The organism is Glaciecola siphonariae, from assembly GCF_042652645.1.
GTDB lineage: Bacteria > Pseudomonadota > Gammaproteobacteria > Enterobacterales > Alteromonadaceae > Glaciecola > Glaciecola siphonariae.
The window spans coordinates 33981-49728 of sequence record NZ_JBHSGU010000019.1; the positions used below are offsets into that span (position 1 = coordinate 33981).

Genomic DNA, 15748 nt, shown 5'->3' on the forward strand with positions numbered 1-15748 from the left:
CGTATTTACCTTACGCATCGATAACTTCAATATATGCTTCGTCTCGCATTTCACGCATCCAAGCATCGGTTTCTTCTTGAAATTTTCGATTAAAAATAAGCTGATAAGCGCGCTCTTCTTTTCGACGCTCAGTCGCGTCATCAACACGTCGGTCAATTAATTGGATCAGGTGCCATCCATGCTGTGAGCGTATTGGCATGCTGTATTCGTCTTTTTCTAGGGGCGCAAGCGCTTCTTTAAATGCAGGTACATAAATATTCGGATCGTTCCAACCAAGCTCACCGCCGCGAAGAGCAGAGCCTGGGTCTTCTGAATGCTCTTTAGCGAGGTCGGCAAAATCGGCTTCGCCTTCAATCAGTTGAGACCTAAACTCAAGCAGCATTTGCTCTGCTTTTGTATCACTTAAAATGATCGACGGTTTGATAAGAATGTGGCGAGCATTAACCTCTTCAATTTGCACCACTTCTACCCCACGAGTATCAACAATTTTTAGGATATGAAAACCAGCGCCCGACCGAATTGGACCAATAAGCTCGTCTTTAGGCTTAGCTTCAACCGCTTCAGCAAACAAGGTGGGCATAGAGTTGATATTCATCCATCCCATGTCTCCGCCGTCGAGTGCTTCCGAACCTGACGAAGACGCAATTGCAATCTTTTGAAAGTCAGAACCGTTGTTAAGTAACTCAAGTACTTTGTCGGCGCGCTCACGGGCGTCGGTAATTTCAGCCTCTGTCGCGTTATTCGGTAAACCAATCAAAATATGGCCTAAACGATACTCTGCTTGTGCGTCGCCCTGTTGATTGAGCAGTTCCACAAGCGTGTTGATTTCTTGTGGGGTAATATAAACGCGACGCCTAACGTTCGCGCGGCGCACTTCACCCATTATTAATTCTTTTCTGATAGATTCGCGATAGCTTTCGTATGCGATGCCATCGGCGGTAATGACCTGTCTAAATTGCGGAACGGTCATTCCTTCACTCTGCGCGATGTTCTCAATGGTTTGGTCAAGCTGGGGATCGCTAATTTGTATGCCCATACGCTCAGCCATTTGCGACTGCAAATTTTCTAAAATAAGGCGCTCAATCGCTTGCGTGCGCAAAGCCCTGTCAGAAGGAAGTGCTTGGCCGTTAGTCATAGCATTGGCTTTGACTCGGTCAACAAGTTCCACAATCTCGCTTTCAAGGATAACGCCTTGGTCAACAATGACCGATACTTTATCTAACAGCTGCTTGCTGTGGCTTAAAAAAGCAAGCATGCAAAACATGCTCGCGACACTGATATTTACTAATACTTTTTTCATAAATTCTCAAAGTAATAAGGTCAAAAGCCTTAAATTAATTTAAAACAAAGGGTTGGCGGTAACCAAATAAGCCCTGACGCAACATATCTACTTTGTTGGTTTGGCTACCCATGCCTTTAAATACAAATTGTAACGCAATTCCGGAGTCAAAATCATCTATATCGCGCACACCATCATTGTTAAATCGTGTAGCTAGGTGTCTTTGTACTGTCAGTCGCAGTGCCCAACAGCAGCTTTCATACTCTATTCCCATAAAGCTTTCGGTGGTGCGGGAGCGTTCGAAATCTCTGTAATATCGTCCCACCCAATGCCAATTGTCATTAATGGGCCAACTTGCAGAGATACCAAATTGGTCAATTTTTTCGTTAGAAAGTTCGCGAATGTAGCGATGATTCACCTGAATCAACTTGTTTTCAGCTAAACGGTATTCGGTTGAAAAGCTGCTGCGCTCAACCTTATTGGTATCGGTGCCCACCTGTACATCGGTATGTAAAAACCAATTTCTATTAACGCGCCAGTCGAACTCTGCGGCAATAGCAGACCGATTATCTAGCCTCTGACTTGCTTGTAGTTTTGCATCTTCTAGATAAAGAATCTGACCGATGCTGGCCGAGAGCACTTCGCGATTGTTGTTATCAATAATGCGTGCAGTTGCGCCAACTGTAAACTGATTATTGTCATTGATGCGGTCTAGACCAGTAAACTCTTGTCCTCTGAATAAGTTTGAAAACGTGGTTAATAATGCCGTGGTGTCGTAACGTCCAATATTAAACTGCTCTTGGAAACTAGTGTATAAGTACTGCGCTTTAGGCTCAAAGGTCACCAAGTAATTATCGTTACCCACTTTTTGTTCGCGCTCAAAAATCAAGGAGCCATATAAGCGCGCCTGCCCGAGGGTTCTTTCAACTGTTTCTTCTAAAACAGTGCTGCCGACGCCCTCAAGGTCTTGGTCGTAATAGGTATGTAAAATGCTGACTTCGGCGAGCAACTCTCCCCATGCGCGCTGATACGGAATGCTCAGGCTTGGCTCAACGTGTACCCGCAGTGCGTCTGGACGATTATCTAAGCGATTGTCAAAATAGGCCAACTCAGATCTTAAATCAAAGTCTAGCCATGAGTTTATATCGCTAGAATAAGACAGCTTTGCCTCTGGCAGTGCTCTGTAGTTATCATTAAAGTTTCCGATGATCGTAAAATCGCGCACAAACATGCTGAAATCTAAATTCTCGGTAAAATAACTTAAGCCCGCCTGCCGATATAAATGGGTGTCGGCTTGATTGTAGTAATCAGACCTTAAATCTACGATATAGTTATTATCACTGATGTCGCTGATGTCTGCGGTAATCGACCAATTATCGCTGAGTTTACCTTTGTGTTTAAAGCGATAGAAGTATCTGGCGTCTCCGCTCTCAGTATCGGTATCGTTTGCTAAGTATTCGAGTTGAAGCTCGCCCTGATGCTGCTCGCTTAGGTATCGCCATTCATTTTTAAGCTGTAGCCCGCGATTGGTCATATATCGCGTAGCGATTGTAGTGTCTAAGTTAGGGGCAATATTCCAATAAAATGGCTGCTCATACTCAATGCCGGTGCTGCTTGAACTGCCAATTTTTGGAAATAAAAATCCGGTTTGACGCCCTGTGGTGATGGGGAAGGCAAAATAGGGCAAATAGAAAACCGGCACGCCGCCAACATAAAATCGCGTATGTTTTGCCTCTCCAAACGGGCGGCCTTTTTTAATCGAGATTTCAGATGCCTGTATTTTCCAATCTTCACCACCTTTTGGGCAGGTTGTAAAAGACACGTCTTCTAACATGACACCGCGCTCGCGAGAAATAGACAGCAAATCAGCGCCACCGCGTCCATTAATGCCCTTAATCTGATATTCAGAGGACTGCAGTTGCAAAAGCTCAATATCAGCGTTTGCTTCAATCCCTAGACTTTCGACTTTCAACAGCTCGTCGGTATAGGTCACATCGCCGCTTGCTTGTATTCGCTGACCGTTTTCGCGCACGTTTGCAGAATTAGCTTTGATAATAGATTCGGCGGTAGTAATGGTTACGTTACCTTCAAATACCGCGATTTCGTCCTTTATAATTTGGGCAGCGTTAGACCTCACTTCAATGGTGCCGTCAGCGATTTTGGGAGGGACAAAATCAAAGGTCTGTATTTCGCACGTCAATTGGGCGTACAAATTTGCACTGGGCGCTAGTAATAGCACCATCAGCGCCGCATTTGCTATTTTCATTCAGGCTTCATGCTTGCGAGTAGGGACGTAAATAATCGGATTTGCTCTTTAACCGTAGAGCCGACGAATTTTAAAGGGTAATGGCAGAAAACCCAAGTTTAAATCACAAAAACAACGAAAAAGCGCGAATAAAGATACTTTTTGTGTAAAACCCTTTAACATTGTGGTTAAGACTATATCGCCGATTACGGCATTTTGAGCAACGCATAAACATAAAAGGCATTATGAATTATTGGGGTAAGATTATTGGCGCCATAATCGGTATGGCAATCTTTAAGTTGCCAGGCGCGATCTTAGGCTTAATTGTGGGTCACATGTTTGATGTGAATTACGCCAGAGACTTCTCTCGTCAGGGCGGTTTCGCACGCTTTTTTAGCTCAAAAGAAAATATCCAAAAACAAGCCGTGTTTTTTCATGCTTTGTTCTCAACGCTAGGCCATATATGCAAAGCAGACGGACAAGTTACCCCAGAAGAAATTAAAGTAGCCTCTCGCTTAATGGATGATATGAAGCTGCATGGCGATGTGCGAAAAGAGGCGCAGCAAGCATTTAGAGAGGGAAAGGAGCGCGACTTTCCGCTTGCTAAAATGCTTGAATCGTTTAAGCAATATGCGCATGGTCGCCGCGATATTTTACAGGTCTTTTTGCAAATATTAATCGCAGCAGCGTGTGCAGACGGGCGTGTTACTAGCGGAGAAATGCGCGTGTTGCAAACCGTTGCTGCCAGTTTGGGTTTTAATGCCCAAGACCTACAGTTTTTAATTGCCACCTTTGAAGCAGGTCAACGCTTTCGCAGAGGTAGCGGTTTTCATCAGCGCAGCCAAGGTGGTCAACAAGGTTTTCACCAAAGCTACAGCGCCCAAACGGCCCTTGCTGATGCGTATAAAATATTAGGGGTCAGTGAGAGTGAAGACGACAAGGCGATAAAGCGCGCTTATAAAAAACTGATGTCGCAACACCATCCAGATAAGCTAGCGGCAAAAGGCTTGCCGGAGCAAGCCCTTGAAATGGCAAATACTCGGGCACAAGAAATTCAAGGTGCTTATGAGCTTATTAAAGAAAAACGCGGTATTTAAAAGCGCTTTTCTTCGCTGTAAGGAAACACATCCTCAAACAAGCCTTGCACAATGTTCGCTTGCTTAGAGCGCCAGAATTCTGCATCGAGAAGTTCTGGGTGAAGCGCCTTGAAGTGTTTTCTTGTGGTTGGGTCGCACAGTAAAAAAGACGCAAATTCCTCAGGAAAAATGTCATTAGGTGACACCGAATACCAGGGTTCGCTTGCCATTTCATCTTCGGGGTAGCGAGGCGCGGGAATATGTCTAAAATTACACTCGGTTAAATAGCAAATCTCATCGTAATCATAAAATATTACTCGCCCGTGACGCGTTACGCCAAAGTTCTTAAACAACATATCACCCGGAAAAATATTCGCTGCTGCGATTTGTTTAATCGCAAGACCGTATTCATTAATGGCGGATATGCTTTGCTGCTCACAGGTCGCGTTGTCTAAGTACAAGTTGAGCGGCGTCATTCTGCGCTCAATATACACGTGTTTAAGTAAGAGCATGTCGCCCTCTATGCGAAACTGACTGGCAACCGTGTGCTTTAATTCGTCAATAAGTTCATCTGAAAATCGGTCTTTTGGAAAGGCTACCCATGAAAACTCCAAAGTATCTGCCATGCGCCCTACGCGGTCATGTTGCTTTACTAACTGATATTTTTGGCGAACCGTGGCATGGGTCATCTCTTTTTGCGGTGCGAATTTGTCTTTTATAAGCTTAAACACAAAGGGGTAGCTTGGCAGGGTAAACACTGTCATTACCATGCCTTTTATGCCCGGAGCCACAATGAAATCATCGTTGGTATGAGAAAGATGCTCTAAAAAATCTCTGTAAAAGAGGGTCTTTCCATGCTTCTGTAAGCCGATGCATGTGTACAGCTCTGAGGCAGTTTTTGAGGGCAGAATTGATTTTAAAAAATGCACAATAGCGCCAGGATATTGCGTGTCGACCATAAAATAAGCGCGTGCAAAACCAAAAATAACGGCGGTTTCTTTTTCATTTGCTATGAGCGCATCAATATAAAGAGACTGCCGTTCGGTGTTTAAAACAGGCAGAACAAATGGGTAACAACGCCCGTCACTGGTTTCTAAACGGCCTACTGCATAGGCTGCTTTGTTGCGATAAAACAAGGGTGTTAGCAGGGTAAGCTTCGCGTCGTCTAAGCTGCTGGGAATTTGTGCAACGAGTGAGCTGTGCATTTTATTGAGCATGCCCGTATTTTGTTTTATCGGAAGGCTCAGCGGTAAGTGCGCCAATATTTGCGAAAATACAGCGTGGTTCTTGTGCGGCTCATCAGATAAACGGTGACAAGTGCAATCTGTAAAGGCTTCAAAGCGCTGAGGGTCAACGTTAGTTTTTACGAATATATTGGCATTTAAATAATAACGGCGGTCGAACATTCGACAAAACAGCGAATTAAAAAAGCTCTCTGCAAGCTCCGGCTGAGGATGATTTTCAAGGAGTCCGATGTAAGCGTCTTTTACCCAATGCCAAATGTGTTCATCGAGGGTTTTAATACCAAAGCGATTTTTCAGCAAAGTTACCGCTTCGTTTACTTTTGCATCGTATGATTGAATGCGCAGCGCCGAGCTTTCTTGTACGCCTTGCCAGTCAGCTTGTTCAAAGCGCGCTGGTGCGCCTTGAGTGAAATACAAAAAAGTGTGATAGTGGCGATTAAACCCAGATAAAATCGATTGTGCAATTTCTTTGGCTAGGGGGATCATGTCCGAGTATTCAGTAAGCGAGCAGATAACGCTATGGTGACAGCGCAAAGCGAAACGCACAAGTCTGCAAAAATACAACTTTCGTCGCTTAATCGCGATTTAATTGAATCGTTTGTGAATATGCTGTGGCTTGAAAAGGGGCTTAGCCAGAATACAGCAAGCGCGTATAAAACTGACTTAAGCAAATTTGCGATATTTTTGCAGTCTCAAGCGCTACCTTCCTTACTGTACGCAGAATCTGCGCATATAAACGAATATTTGCAATTTAGATTAGCCAAAGGTTTGTCTCAACGCTCAACCGCCAGATTTCTAAGCAGCGCACGGGCGTTTTACCGCTATCAGATAGTGCTTAAGACCTGCTCGGTCAATCCGATTGACGATGTCAGTAATCCAAAGCTACCAAGCTACCTACCCAGCACGCTATCAGAGGGGCAGGTTGACGCCCTGCTATCTGCACCCATTGAGAGCGACCCGGTGCAAATGCGCGATAAGGCAATGTTAGAGCTGCTATATGCAACTGGCATCCGCGTAAGTGAGTTGGTAAATTTGCAAATGCACGAACTCGGCATGTTGCAAGGGGTAATAAGAGTGACCGGCAAAGGCGGTAAAGAGCGGCTCGTGCCGATGGGGGAAAGCGCGCTTGAATGCTTAGGTGCTTATTTGAAAAACGCGCGGCCTGACCTTATGAAACGCCCGACTAATACTGTATTTCCGAGTAAACGTGGCCTAACTATGACTCGGCAAACCTTTTGGCATCGCATTAAATACTATGCAAACCTTGCGGGCATTCGTTCGCAGTTATCGCCTCACACGCTGCGCCATGCGTTTGCAACACACTTGCTCAATCACGGCGCTGATTTGCGCGTTGTGCAAATGTTGCTAGGGCATAGCGATTTGTCGACCACACAAATTTACACGCACGTTGCCACAGCGCGCTTAGAAACGCTGGTTAAAGAGCATCACCCAAGAGGATAAATTACCCGTGAAAGTGCAATCGCGTGCACAGTAAGCCTTTAAAGTGTTGCAAAAGATAAAACTTTTTCATCAAAATAGCGTCTTTGGACGTATACTTTTGCGTATAATCACGCATTAATTTGAAATTAACATGGCATTCGCTCGGTCTAGACCTATATGAATGTCTCATTTTGGAAATTTTACATGACGCAATTTAACTCTTTACGCCGCTTGACTGCTTTGTTGAGTACTTTTGTTTTACTGCTTGGTATGGGCTCACAAGCCGCTGCACAGGCGAGCGACGTAAACAAAGACGCTCTTGCTCAAAGCTTGAGCGAAAAACTACAGCTTCGCATCGACACCATCGCTGACTCTGCTGTACCTGGCTTACTTGAGCTATATACCGAACGCGGGCTTTTTTATGCCAGCGAAGACGGCAATTACTTTTTGCAGGCCCGCGTATACAATGTTGAAAACGGCGTTGTGGACGTAACTGAGAACTCACTGAAACAAATGCGCCTTGACGGTATCGATAAATTCAAAGATTCCGCGATTGAGTTTAAAGCGAAAAATGAGAAATACGTAGTCAATGTCTTTACTGATGCAACATGTGGTTACTGCCGTAAACTACATAATGAAATGGATCAGCTAAATGAACTTGGCATTACAGTGCGTTACCTCGCCTTCCCAAGAGCTGGCATTAACAGCGGTGTTTATCAAGATGCAGTGTCGATATGGTGTTCTAAAAACCCGCAAGACGCTATCACTAAAGCCAAAGCCGGTGAGCAGGTTGCAAGCGCGACATGTGAGAACGCGGTAGCGGAACAATATAATTTTGGCAAACAGATTGGTGTAAATGGAACGCCGAATATCGTCTTGCCAGATGGTTCAGTTGTACCCGGCTATCAACCAGCTAAGGCCCTTCAAATGGCGCTAGAGCAAGCGGCAGGCTAATAAGCCACACACTTTAGCATGCGCCAAGAGCTTATAAGGCTAAAAGCGCAATAAATAGCAAATAAACGCCGGTCAAACATAGATTTGTCCGGCGTTATTTATTGCTAGCCCTATTGTGACTATTCCTATTTTAGCTACTGATATATTGCAGCTGCCCGTATTACGTAGCGATTTTTTGGGTTGGCGAGCACTGAATCAAACGGATAGCAGGTGATGAGTGTTAGCAGAGCATGATCACTGCCGTTGAGCACGTCCATTCTATCTTGCTCAAGCACCATGGTTTGCAAAACCTCATATTGGCGCTTTGCGCTATGCGCAAGGTCTGACTGAATATATTCAAGCTCGATTATGTCACCTGTTTTTAAGTGCTTTAATGCACTAAAGTGCGTATCGCGATGCCCTGCAATAACGGAGTTTCCTTGTTTATCAAGCGGTGCACTTGCCGACATCAAGGCAGGGCCAAAGGCTAGGTTGCGTCCGCTTTCACCCGATAAAATAAAATACTCGTCTTCTAAATACCGTATTTTACCAATGACTTTAGTGTCGGCCCATGACCAAGGTGCTTGTGCATGCCCTTGGTATAATCCTTTCATCCACGCTTTATGCATCAGTACTTGCGCAAGTTCAGCTTTTAGTATGGTGTAAGTACCGTTGGCGATAAAGCCGATGCCGCTTAAAAATACCAGCAAAGTGGCAAGCTTCATTGCATGTATTAATTTACGTCGCGTTATCACTTGGTCAGTCATAGTCATATCGTTCAACATGCTCATCTAACATACTCGCCCAACACACTCGCCACGCCTCATCGTCTAAAAACAAGCACAAAGCACAGTGCAGATATGATGCAAAGCACGCCACCCACGAGAAGGTGCAAGCGAGAAAAGGTGCTCGTTTGTGGCAGTTGCTGAGCGCTTACATGCCATTTTTTATCGCTTAAAGTGTCGATGTGCTTCTGTTTTTCTCTCATCATGGCCAGATATTCTTTTGACGGGCGGTGCTGCTGTTCATCAATGGCTATGAGGCTAGTGTGTTCTGACACCAATTGGTGCTTAAGGGCAAGCTCGGTAATGGCTTGTTTGGTGAACTGCTGCATAGCCAAATAGTCTTCACCTTCGGCGGCAGTGTTGTGCAAGTTACGGTTGAGTTGCAAAATACTTTGGTAGGCCCACTGCTTCGCAATGCCAAAATCATTGCGCGCTTCTTTTGTACCTGCTTTTGCATCTGCGGCATTTTGCGCAATTAGCTGACTTTGCCACATCATAGGTCGACTCTTTTGTGTGCCGTCGAGCGCAAACCATTTTGCTTTCAGTGCAAAGCTGACCGCCTTATCGTTGTTGTGCTGCGCCGGTATGCGATACGACAGTGTAATGGGCTCTCCTGCGTAAACATCTGGTATCACCGATGGAAAGACTTTGAGGTCATCGGGGGCGATATTGTTAACAATGAGTTCGATGTCGCTCAGAGCTGGGCGTTTAATTTTGTTTAGCAAAGTCGTCATTTTACTTCTGACTTGTGAGATGTCCCCAATTAAGGTGTAGGTGCCTCGTCCAGCAATTGCGGCCTCACTCATAAAATATGTGTTGGGGGCGCTGCCAATGCCTATTGTAAAAAGGCGCTGAGTGCCTAGTTTGCTACGGATAAGACCGAGCAATTGCGCCTCATTTGATACGCTACCGTCGGTGATAAATATGATTTGCCCAATGGCTTCGCTCGCTTTTTCAGTTAACTTATTACTAGGCTTAACACTCGCCTTATCATTCGCATCAGCTAGGTCAAAGGCGAGCGAGAGCGCATCGGCAATTTCAGTTCCTCCACTGGCTTGTAGCTTAGCTATGTAGCGCTTTGCTTTTTCCTTATTGGATTCACTTGCCACCTGACTTTGTGGCCACAAGTGCTTGGCCATACTATTAAATTGAATAATGTTAAAGCGGTCGGTGGCAGAGAGCTCGTCTATGCCAAGCACCAATGCGGCCTTTGCCTGTTCAATCGCATCACCTACCATCGACCCAGATGTATCGAGAATAAAAGTAAGATCACGCTGCACCTGCGCCATATCCTGCGACGGTGGGACAATTTGAATAAGACCATACTGATAAGCTTCACCAGCTTTGATGTTTGGCTGCTTACTCTGTTCGCCTGAGGGACTTGCGCTCATGTTTTCTCTATCAATGTTCTCGATGCCAATGGTTTCTATGTCAATGTTTTCTATGTCAATGTTTTCTATGTAATGCACAGCGCGCGGTTTAGTCTTAGCGGCCAGCTGCCAATGCACCACAAAGTCTTTACTGCTGTCTTGTAAAAGGCCAGGAGTGAGCGCAGATGGCTCATTGCGCATTTGCTTATCTAAGCTTACTCTCGCCGCGGTGCCGCCCTCGCTTTGTAGTGTTTTAAAAGCATGATGCTCACTTTTTATCTCACCAATCTCGCTTCCCATATCAATCAATATATCAACCGAGATTTCAGGTGCTCCAAGTAGCGTGCGGGTAGCCATATCGGTATTTGACTGAGCGTTTTTCGGTGTGTATCGAGGCCTGATGGCACTTGGAATGCGCAGTTCATATCGTGCATCATTGAGGCGCAGGGTTTGTTGATATTCAATGCTGACGACAATGTCGGTTTTCGGTGCAATGTTGGCGATATTGTTGGTGAACATATTCGGCCTAACTTGCGACACTAGGCTTGCGCTTTTACCCTCATTTTTAGCTTGCTGAAACGCCTTTTGTGCGGCCTGTTTTTCTTGGATAGTCCCTTTAATTTTACGCTCACCAATTTGCATGAGCATAGCATCGAGCGCGGCATCTTCTGGCAAGGGGAATACATAAGTGGCATCTTCCCAGTTTTCGCTATCGTTTTTAAAACGCTGCGAGACGCGGGTGCGTACAATGTTGCCGGTTACGCGCACATCAAAATCGCTTGTTACCATAGCTAAAGGTATATGTTTGTTAGCCTTGTGCTCATCGTTCAAATGAAAGTACATGCCAGAGGCTTTTGTTTCGTAGATGTTTTGCGTACTTATTTGCTGGTAAATGTGCGTATGGGAAACGGCATCACCTGTATTAATGAGCGCGTCTATACCATTGCTTTTATTGTTTCTTTGAGTGTTGCTTCTCTGAGTATCGGCTGTCTGAGCGGTCTCAAACCGGGTTTGCGTTAAGGGCGCACTGCCAACATCCATGGCCAGATTTAAGAGTGCAACGCAGCCAACGGCTAGCCCTACAATGAAGAGCTTTTGAAGATGAATCACGGTTAAGTCCTTAGATTTTAATGATGAGTGATTGCTAAACACCTGCGCTAGAGGCCAAACATTCAGTTGCCTAAACTGTGCATGCTTGACCGCGAGCGCGCGTGTTTTCAATTATTGTGCAGCGTTAACACAGCAAGCCTTAATTAGCTGCGGTCATTGACGGCGCATCGCTAACAAGCTTCAGCGACGCTCTGCGGTCGAAAAACAGAGATTCCACAGAATTCACCGCCACCGCTGCCGCGTCAGTGGTTGAGGACGTATTTAGCTCTCCTTGGCCTTGCGTCAAAATTTGTTGAGGCTTGACTTTTTGCTGCACTAAAAAGTCTTTTACCGACTCCGCACGCTGCTGTGACAATATTCGATTGTATTGAGAATCCCCTCTAGCATCGGCGTATCCATTTATTTGAACGCTTAAGTTTGGATATTGATTGAGCAAGCCAGCTAAGCTGCGTAATTGACCTTTGAATGCATCTTCGATGGCAAAGGAGGCTGTTTTAAACTGTACATTAGATTCGAGCGTGGGTAGGTCGCGCATCCATTCTGTGGCGACTTTGGTGTCGATACTGGCAAGTTGCACCATTTGCGATTGTTCGAGACGGGCGTACTGTTGCTGTAAATCTGTAAAGGCTTGTTCTTGCGCTGAGACTTGGTAGTTGAGTTGTTCAACGGTGTGCTGTTGATGCTCAATAGCGTTGTCATTATTAACATCATTTGCCATAAAAATGCCAAACAGACCGCCTATTACACCGCCTATTGGACCGCCAACGAGTGCACCCGCAAATGCACCTGAACCCAAGCCAATTAGCTCGTAGCGCACTTTACTGTCAGGTTGGCCCTGGCGAAGCTCAGAAGTGCTTTGTGCTTTTGCACCGGCGGCACTGGCTGCATCGTCTGCTTGTACCTGATGAGCGTTAATTAATAAAAGGGCGATGGTGCCAGCTATAATAGATTTTTTCATAATGATTCCTTAGTGTTGCTCTCATCAAAGAGTGGGAAATAAATGAGACTTGTTTGTCTTCCATTTCATTAAACACAAAGAAAATGGCAATTCGCGGCAGCAATCATGGCAATGTGAAGGTCAATTGTGGCGAAAAAATGGAAATTGCAGTGTGAGACTTTGCTTTGCACAAAATTTCGATATAGTTGGGCTTATTACTTTGCACATGCGTGATAACACAACTTTACTCAGTTAAAAGAAGCCCCAATAAATGCCAAAAACGATTGCATTAGTAGAAGATGACCTAGCGCTGCGAGAAAACTACATATCGGCCCTCTCAAAACAGGGGTATGAAGTAGCTGCCTACGATACTCGTCCTCAGGCAGAACGGGCTTTTTCGCAAAAATTGCCCGACCTCGCCATAATTGACATTGGGCTGCAAGGTGAGATAGACGGTGGTTTTGCGTTGTGTCAGCAACTACGGGGCTTGTCAAAAACCTTGCCCATCATATTTTTTACCGCGCGAGACAACGACTACGACACCATATGTGGTTTGCGTATGGGGGCAGATGATTATCTGACTAAAGATATCAGCCTACCGCATTTATTAGCACGTATCGCTGCCTTGTTCCGCCGCAACGATCTGCTCGGTGAGCCACAACTTGCCGCCGATATCGTGCAAAATGGAAAGCTGACCATGGATGCTAAGCGGATGACCGTGGCGTGGGATGGTATACCGGTAGAGCTAACCGTCACTGAATTTTGGATGCTTCATGCAATTGCCAAATATGCCGGCCATGTGAAGAGTCGTCAGCAGTTGATGGATGAATCAAAAATGGTGGTAGATGACACCACTATTACCTCGCACATTAAACGCGTGCGAAAAAAGTTTGTTGAACTTGACCCTAGCTTTGACCGAATTGAAACGGTCTACGGTATGGGCTATCGGTGGAAGTCTCAATGAGCAAACGCTGGGCGATAGGCTTAAGAACAAAACTGCTTTTATTTTCCTCGTTTTTGTTCGTAATTCCTTATTTAGGCTACCAGTTTGTATGGGAGCTCGAAACGTATCTGCGCATTGGTCAGGAGCAAACCTTAGTGGGCACTGCTCGCGCGGTTGCCACAGCGCTGCACGAGCGCCCAGCATTATTCGACAATCAGTCTGCGTTTTTATCAAATGTACAGCCGGGCAAAGACCTTTACGCACATCGTATTCGCTATCCTATACAGCTAGACGGTAAACTGCAGGATTGGCAAGACTACCGAGAGCTTACCATCGACTATGGTGCCAATAATTTAATCGAGCAAAGCACCGTGTATAACCGCGACAGCCTGCATTTTACCCATATGGTAGGCCAGTACGATAATTTTTTATATGCGATGTTCAGCGTTACCGACGATGCGGTGCTGTATCGCCCTCAAAACAGTTTGCGCATAGACCGCAATGATTTTGTGCAGATTGCGCTGATTGATAACACAGGCGCATTTAAACGTTATGTGATAGCACCTTATCAAGAAGGCTGGGTGAACGCATTTTTGTTAGACGATGATGCAACAACCTTTACGCCACTTCGTCTAGAAACGAGAATTCAAGGGCAGTGGCGGGAAGTAAGTTTTGGCTACGAGTTAGAAATAAGATTTCCGCTTGAGATGCTAGGTAGCTCAATTGCCTTTGCGATTGCTGACGTAGATGATGCGCGCAGCAGACAGATAAAATATATCATCGGCAGCGCCAATCCCTCGCGCTCACAAGAGCTCGGTACAGTGTTGGTCCCGTCTCCCGATATCGAGCGAATAATAAAAGGCCTACAGTATTCAAATGCCAGAGTATGGGTGGTCGACAATCACATGCGCGTACTCGCTCGCTCGGGCGATATACAACAGAGTGATGGGGTGGCCGATACTTCAATTAATGCTCGGCGCTCGCAAAACACAAGTCTTGTAGAGCAAAGCTCTATTTGGCAATCCATAGAGCAGCAATTGCTGTTGCCCTTATACTATAAAATACTGACTAGGCCGCCGAGCGAATTTGTGGATGAACTACAAGACGCGTTTGCACTTAAAGGAAAAGACATTGCAAATGCGCTTACCGGTCAGCCGGATACGCTGTGGCGCCTGAGCCCAGACAATAAAGCTGTGATCTTATCAGCAGCACATCCAATCTTTATTGACGGGGAGGTCATGGGAGCAGTGGTGGTGGAGCAAACCACCAACGGTATTCGCACTTTACGTAATCAAGCGCTTGAAAAACAGTTTAACTTCATTTTGGCGGTGATGTTGTTAGGCATTGTTTCATTGTTTTTAATTGCCAGTCGCATATCGAGCCGTATTAGAAGACTTAGAGACAATACCGAAGCTGCCATCGATGTAAATGGTAAAATTGTTGGCCGTATTCCCGCTTCTGCATCAGGCGATGAGATTGGCGACTTGTCGCGCAGTTTTGAGCAAGTGTTAAACAAGTTATCTCAATACAATCATTATCTTGAAAACATGGCCTCACGGCTGTCGCATGAGCTGCGAACGCCGGTTGCGATAGTTAATTCTTCCCTTGATAATTTATTGTTAGACCCTGATGCACAAGACCGTCATGTTTATGTTGAGCGTGCAAAGCAAGGGATATCGCGTTTGAGTAAAATTTTAAACAGCATGAGCGAAGCAACCCGTTTAGAGGAGGCCATAAAGCGCACCGACAAAGAGGTTTTTAAACCCGCCGAGGTAGTGGCCGGTTGCGTCGATGGTTACGCAATGGCATATCCGGAGCATCAAATTCAGTTTGACAATAATTTGCCTACGGCAACGATAAGTGGCTCTCCCGAGCTGTTTGCACAAATGCTCGATAAAGTCATGATGAACGCCTTGGAGTTCAGTGAATCTGGGCAGCCCATTGTGATCAGAATATTTGAGAAAGATAAAAAGCTGGCGCTATCGGTAACAAACAAAGGCCCTCTGCTGCCCGACAATATGAAACACCAGCTGCTCGAATCGATGATATCAGTGCGTAGCAATAACGCTAATCAAACGTCTCATTTGGGCTTAGGTTTATTTATTGCTGACATGATAGTGAGCTTTCATGGCGGAAAACTAAGCATAGAAAACCTGCCGGACCATACCGGCGTTATCGTATTAATGAGCTTTAACTGCTCTCTAAAAGCTGAATAGTACAGGCTGAATAGTAAAAGCTGAAAAGTAGAGGATGAATACTAAAGCGGTCAGTACAAGCGAATTGCTCAATGCGGTCAGTTGCGAGCGACCTCACCATGTGTACTTAGGTAAATACAAGCTGAGCCTAGCGATGCAGTTCAGACTTCTAGATGTTGTGCTATGGTTAG

General features: G+C 45.4%; 11 protein-coding genes. 5 read left to right on the top strand and 6 right to left on the bottom strand.

What is annotated here, in order from left to right; translation table 11 throughout:
* Window positions 1–10: 10 nt before the first annotated feature.
* Together surA and ACFO4O_RS15850 are read right to left on the bottom strand one after the other, a co-directional pair.
* Window positions 11–1300: a peptidylprolyl isomerase SurA gene (gene surA / locus ACFO4O_RS15845; RefSeq protein WP_382410285.1), complete on the bottom strand. Its 1290-nt coding sequence runs from the start codon at window positions 1298–1300 to the stop codon at window positions 11–13.
* A 34-nt stretch (window positions 1301–1334) separates the two neighbouring features.
* Window positions 1335–3545, bottom strand: a complete 2211-nt coding sequence (locus ACFO4O_RS15850) for an LPS-assembly protein LptD (protein WP_382410287.1) — start codon at window positions 3543–3545, stop codon at window positions 1335–1337.
* A gap of 224 nt (window positions 3546–3769) precedes the next feature.
* On the opposite strand from ACFO4O_RS15850, the gene djlA reads away from it, so the two are divergent.
* A complete protein-coding gene (gene djlA / locus ACFO4O_RS15855; RefSeq protein WP_382410289.1) occupies window positions 3770–4621 on the top strand; it encodes a co-chaperone DjlA in 852 nt (283 codons plus the stop codon).
* Here djlA and aceK read toward each other — a convergent pair.
* A complete protein-coding gene (aceK, locus tag ACFO4O_RS15860) occupies window positions 4618–6330 on the bottom strand; it encodes a bifunctional isocitrate dehydrogenase kinase/phosphatase (RefSeq protein ID WP_382410291.1) in 1713 nt (570 codons plus the stop codon). The two genes, djlA and aceK, sit on opposite strands and share 4 nt — an antisense overlap.
* A gap of 33 nt (window positions 6331–6363) precedes the next feature.
* Between aceK and xerD the strand changes: the two genes are divergently transcribed.
* Complete coding sequence (gene xerD, locus ACFO4O_RS15865; RefSeq protein WP_382410293.1) at window positions 6364–7305, top strand: site-specific tyrosine recombinase XerD; 942 nt, start codon at window positions 6364–6366, stop codon at window positions 7303–7305.
* Between the two features lie 183 nt (window positions 7306–7488).
* Window positions 7489–8238 carry a bifunctional protein-disulfide isomerase/oxidoreductase DsbC gene (gene dsbC, locus ACFO4O_RS15870; RefSeq protein WP_382410295.1) on the top strand — a complete coding sequence of 250 codons (750 nt, stop codon included), beginning with the start codon at window positions 7489–7491 and terminating at the stop codon, window positions 8236–8238.
* Window positions 8239–8372: 134 nt separating this feature from the next.
* On the opposite strand, the gene ACFO4O_RS15875 is transcribed toward dsbC, so the two are convergent.
* The 3 genes from ACFO4O_RS15875 to pdsO form a co-directional block, all read right to left on the bottom strand.
* A complete protein-coding gene (locus ACFO4O_RS15875; RefSeq protein WP_382410297.1) occupies window positions 8373–9008 on the bottom strand; it encodes a class GN sortase in 636 nt (211 codons plus the stop codon).
* Window positions 9009–9040: 32 nt separating this feature from the next.
* The gene (locus ACFO4O_RS15880; protein WP_382410299.1) at window positions 9041–11482 is read right to left on the bottom strand and encodes a VIT domain-containing protein; all 2442 of its coding nucleotides are present in this window, start codon (window positions 11480–11482) and stop codon (window positions 9041–9043) included.
* A gap of 139 nt (window positions 11483–11621) precedes the next feature.
* The gene (pdsO, locus tag ACFO4O_RS15885; protein ID WP_382410301.1) at window positions 11622–12440 is read right to left on the bottom strand and encodes a sortase-associated OmpA-like protein PdsO; all 819 of its coding nucleotides are present in this window, start codon (window positions 12438–12440) and stop codon (window positions 11622–11624) included.
* A 250-nt stretch (window positions 12441–12690) separates the two neighbouring features.
* On the opposite strand from pdsO, the gene pdsR reads away from it, so the two are divergent.
* Both pdsR and pdsS read left to right on the top strand, forming a co-directional pair.
* The gene (gene pdsR, locus ACFO4O_RS15890) at window positions 12691–13383 is read left to right on the top strand and encodes a proteobacterial dedicated sortase system response regulator (protein WP_382410303.1); all 693 of its coding nucleotides are present in this window, start codon (window positions 12691–12693) and stop codon (window positions 13381–13383) included.
* Entirely contained in the window at window positions 13380–15578 is a 2199-nt protein-coding gene (gene pdsS, locus ACFO4O_RS15895; protein WP_382410305.1) for a proteobacterial dedicated sortase system histidine kinase, read from the top strand. Before pdsR ends, pdsS begins: the two co-directional genes overlap by 4 nt.
* The last annotated feature ends 170 nt before the right edge of the window (window positions 15579–15748 follow it).

What these genes read in the sequence shown, in the direction of transcription:
- aceK (WP_382410291.1), bottom strand. Translation starts at nt 6,330, where the DNA reads ATGATCCCCCTAGCCAAAGAAATTGCACAATCGATTTTATCTGGGTTT.
- pdsO (WP_382410301.1), bottom strand. Translation starts at nt 12,440, where the DNA reads ATGAAAAAATCTATTATAGCTGGCACCATCGCCCTTTTATTAATTAAC.
- surA (WP_382410285.1), bottom strand. Translation starts at nt 1,300, where the DNA reads ATGAAAAAAGTATTAGTAAATATCAGTGTCGCGAGCATGTTTTGCATG.
- djlA (WP_382410289.1), top strand. Translation starts at nt 3,770, where the DNA reads ATGAATTATTGGGGTAAGATTATTGGCGCCATAATCGGTATGGCAATC.
- ACFO4O_RS15850 (WP_382410287.1), bottom strand. Translation starts at nt 3,545, where the DNA reads ATGAAAATAGCAAATGCGGCGCTGATGGTGCTATTACTAGCGCCCAGT.
- pdsR (WP_382410303.1), top strand. Translation starts at nt 12,691, where the DNA reads ATGCCAAAAACGATTGCATTAGTAGAAGATGACCTAGCGCTGCGAGAA.
- xerD (WP_382410293.1), top strand. Translation starts at nt 6,364, where the DNA reads ATGGTGACAGCGCAAAGCGAAACGCACAAGTCTGCAAAAATACAACTT.
- pdsS (WP_382410305.1), top strand. Translation starts at nt 13,380, where the DNA reads ATGAGCAAACGCTGGGCGATAGGCTTAAGAACAAAACTGCTTTTATTT.
- ACFO4O_RS15875 (WP_382410297.1), bottom strand. Translation starts at nt 9,008, where the DNA reads ATGAGCATGTTGAACGATATGACTATGACTGACCAAGTGATAACGCGA.
- dsbC (WP_382410295.1), top strand. Translation starts at nt 7,489, where the DNA reads ATGACGCAATTTAACTCTTTACGCCGCTTGACTGCTTTGTTGAGTACT.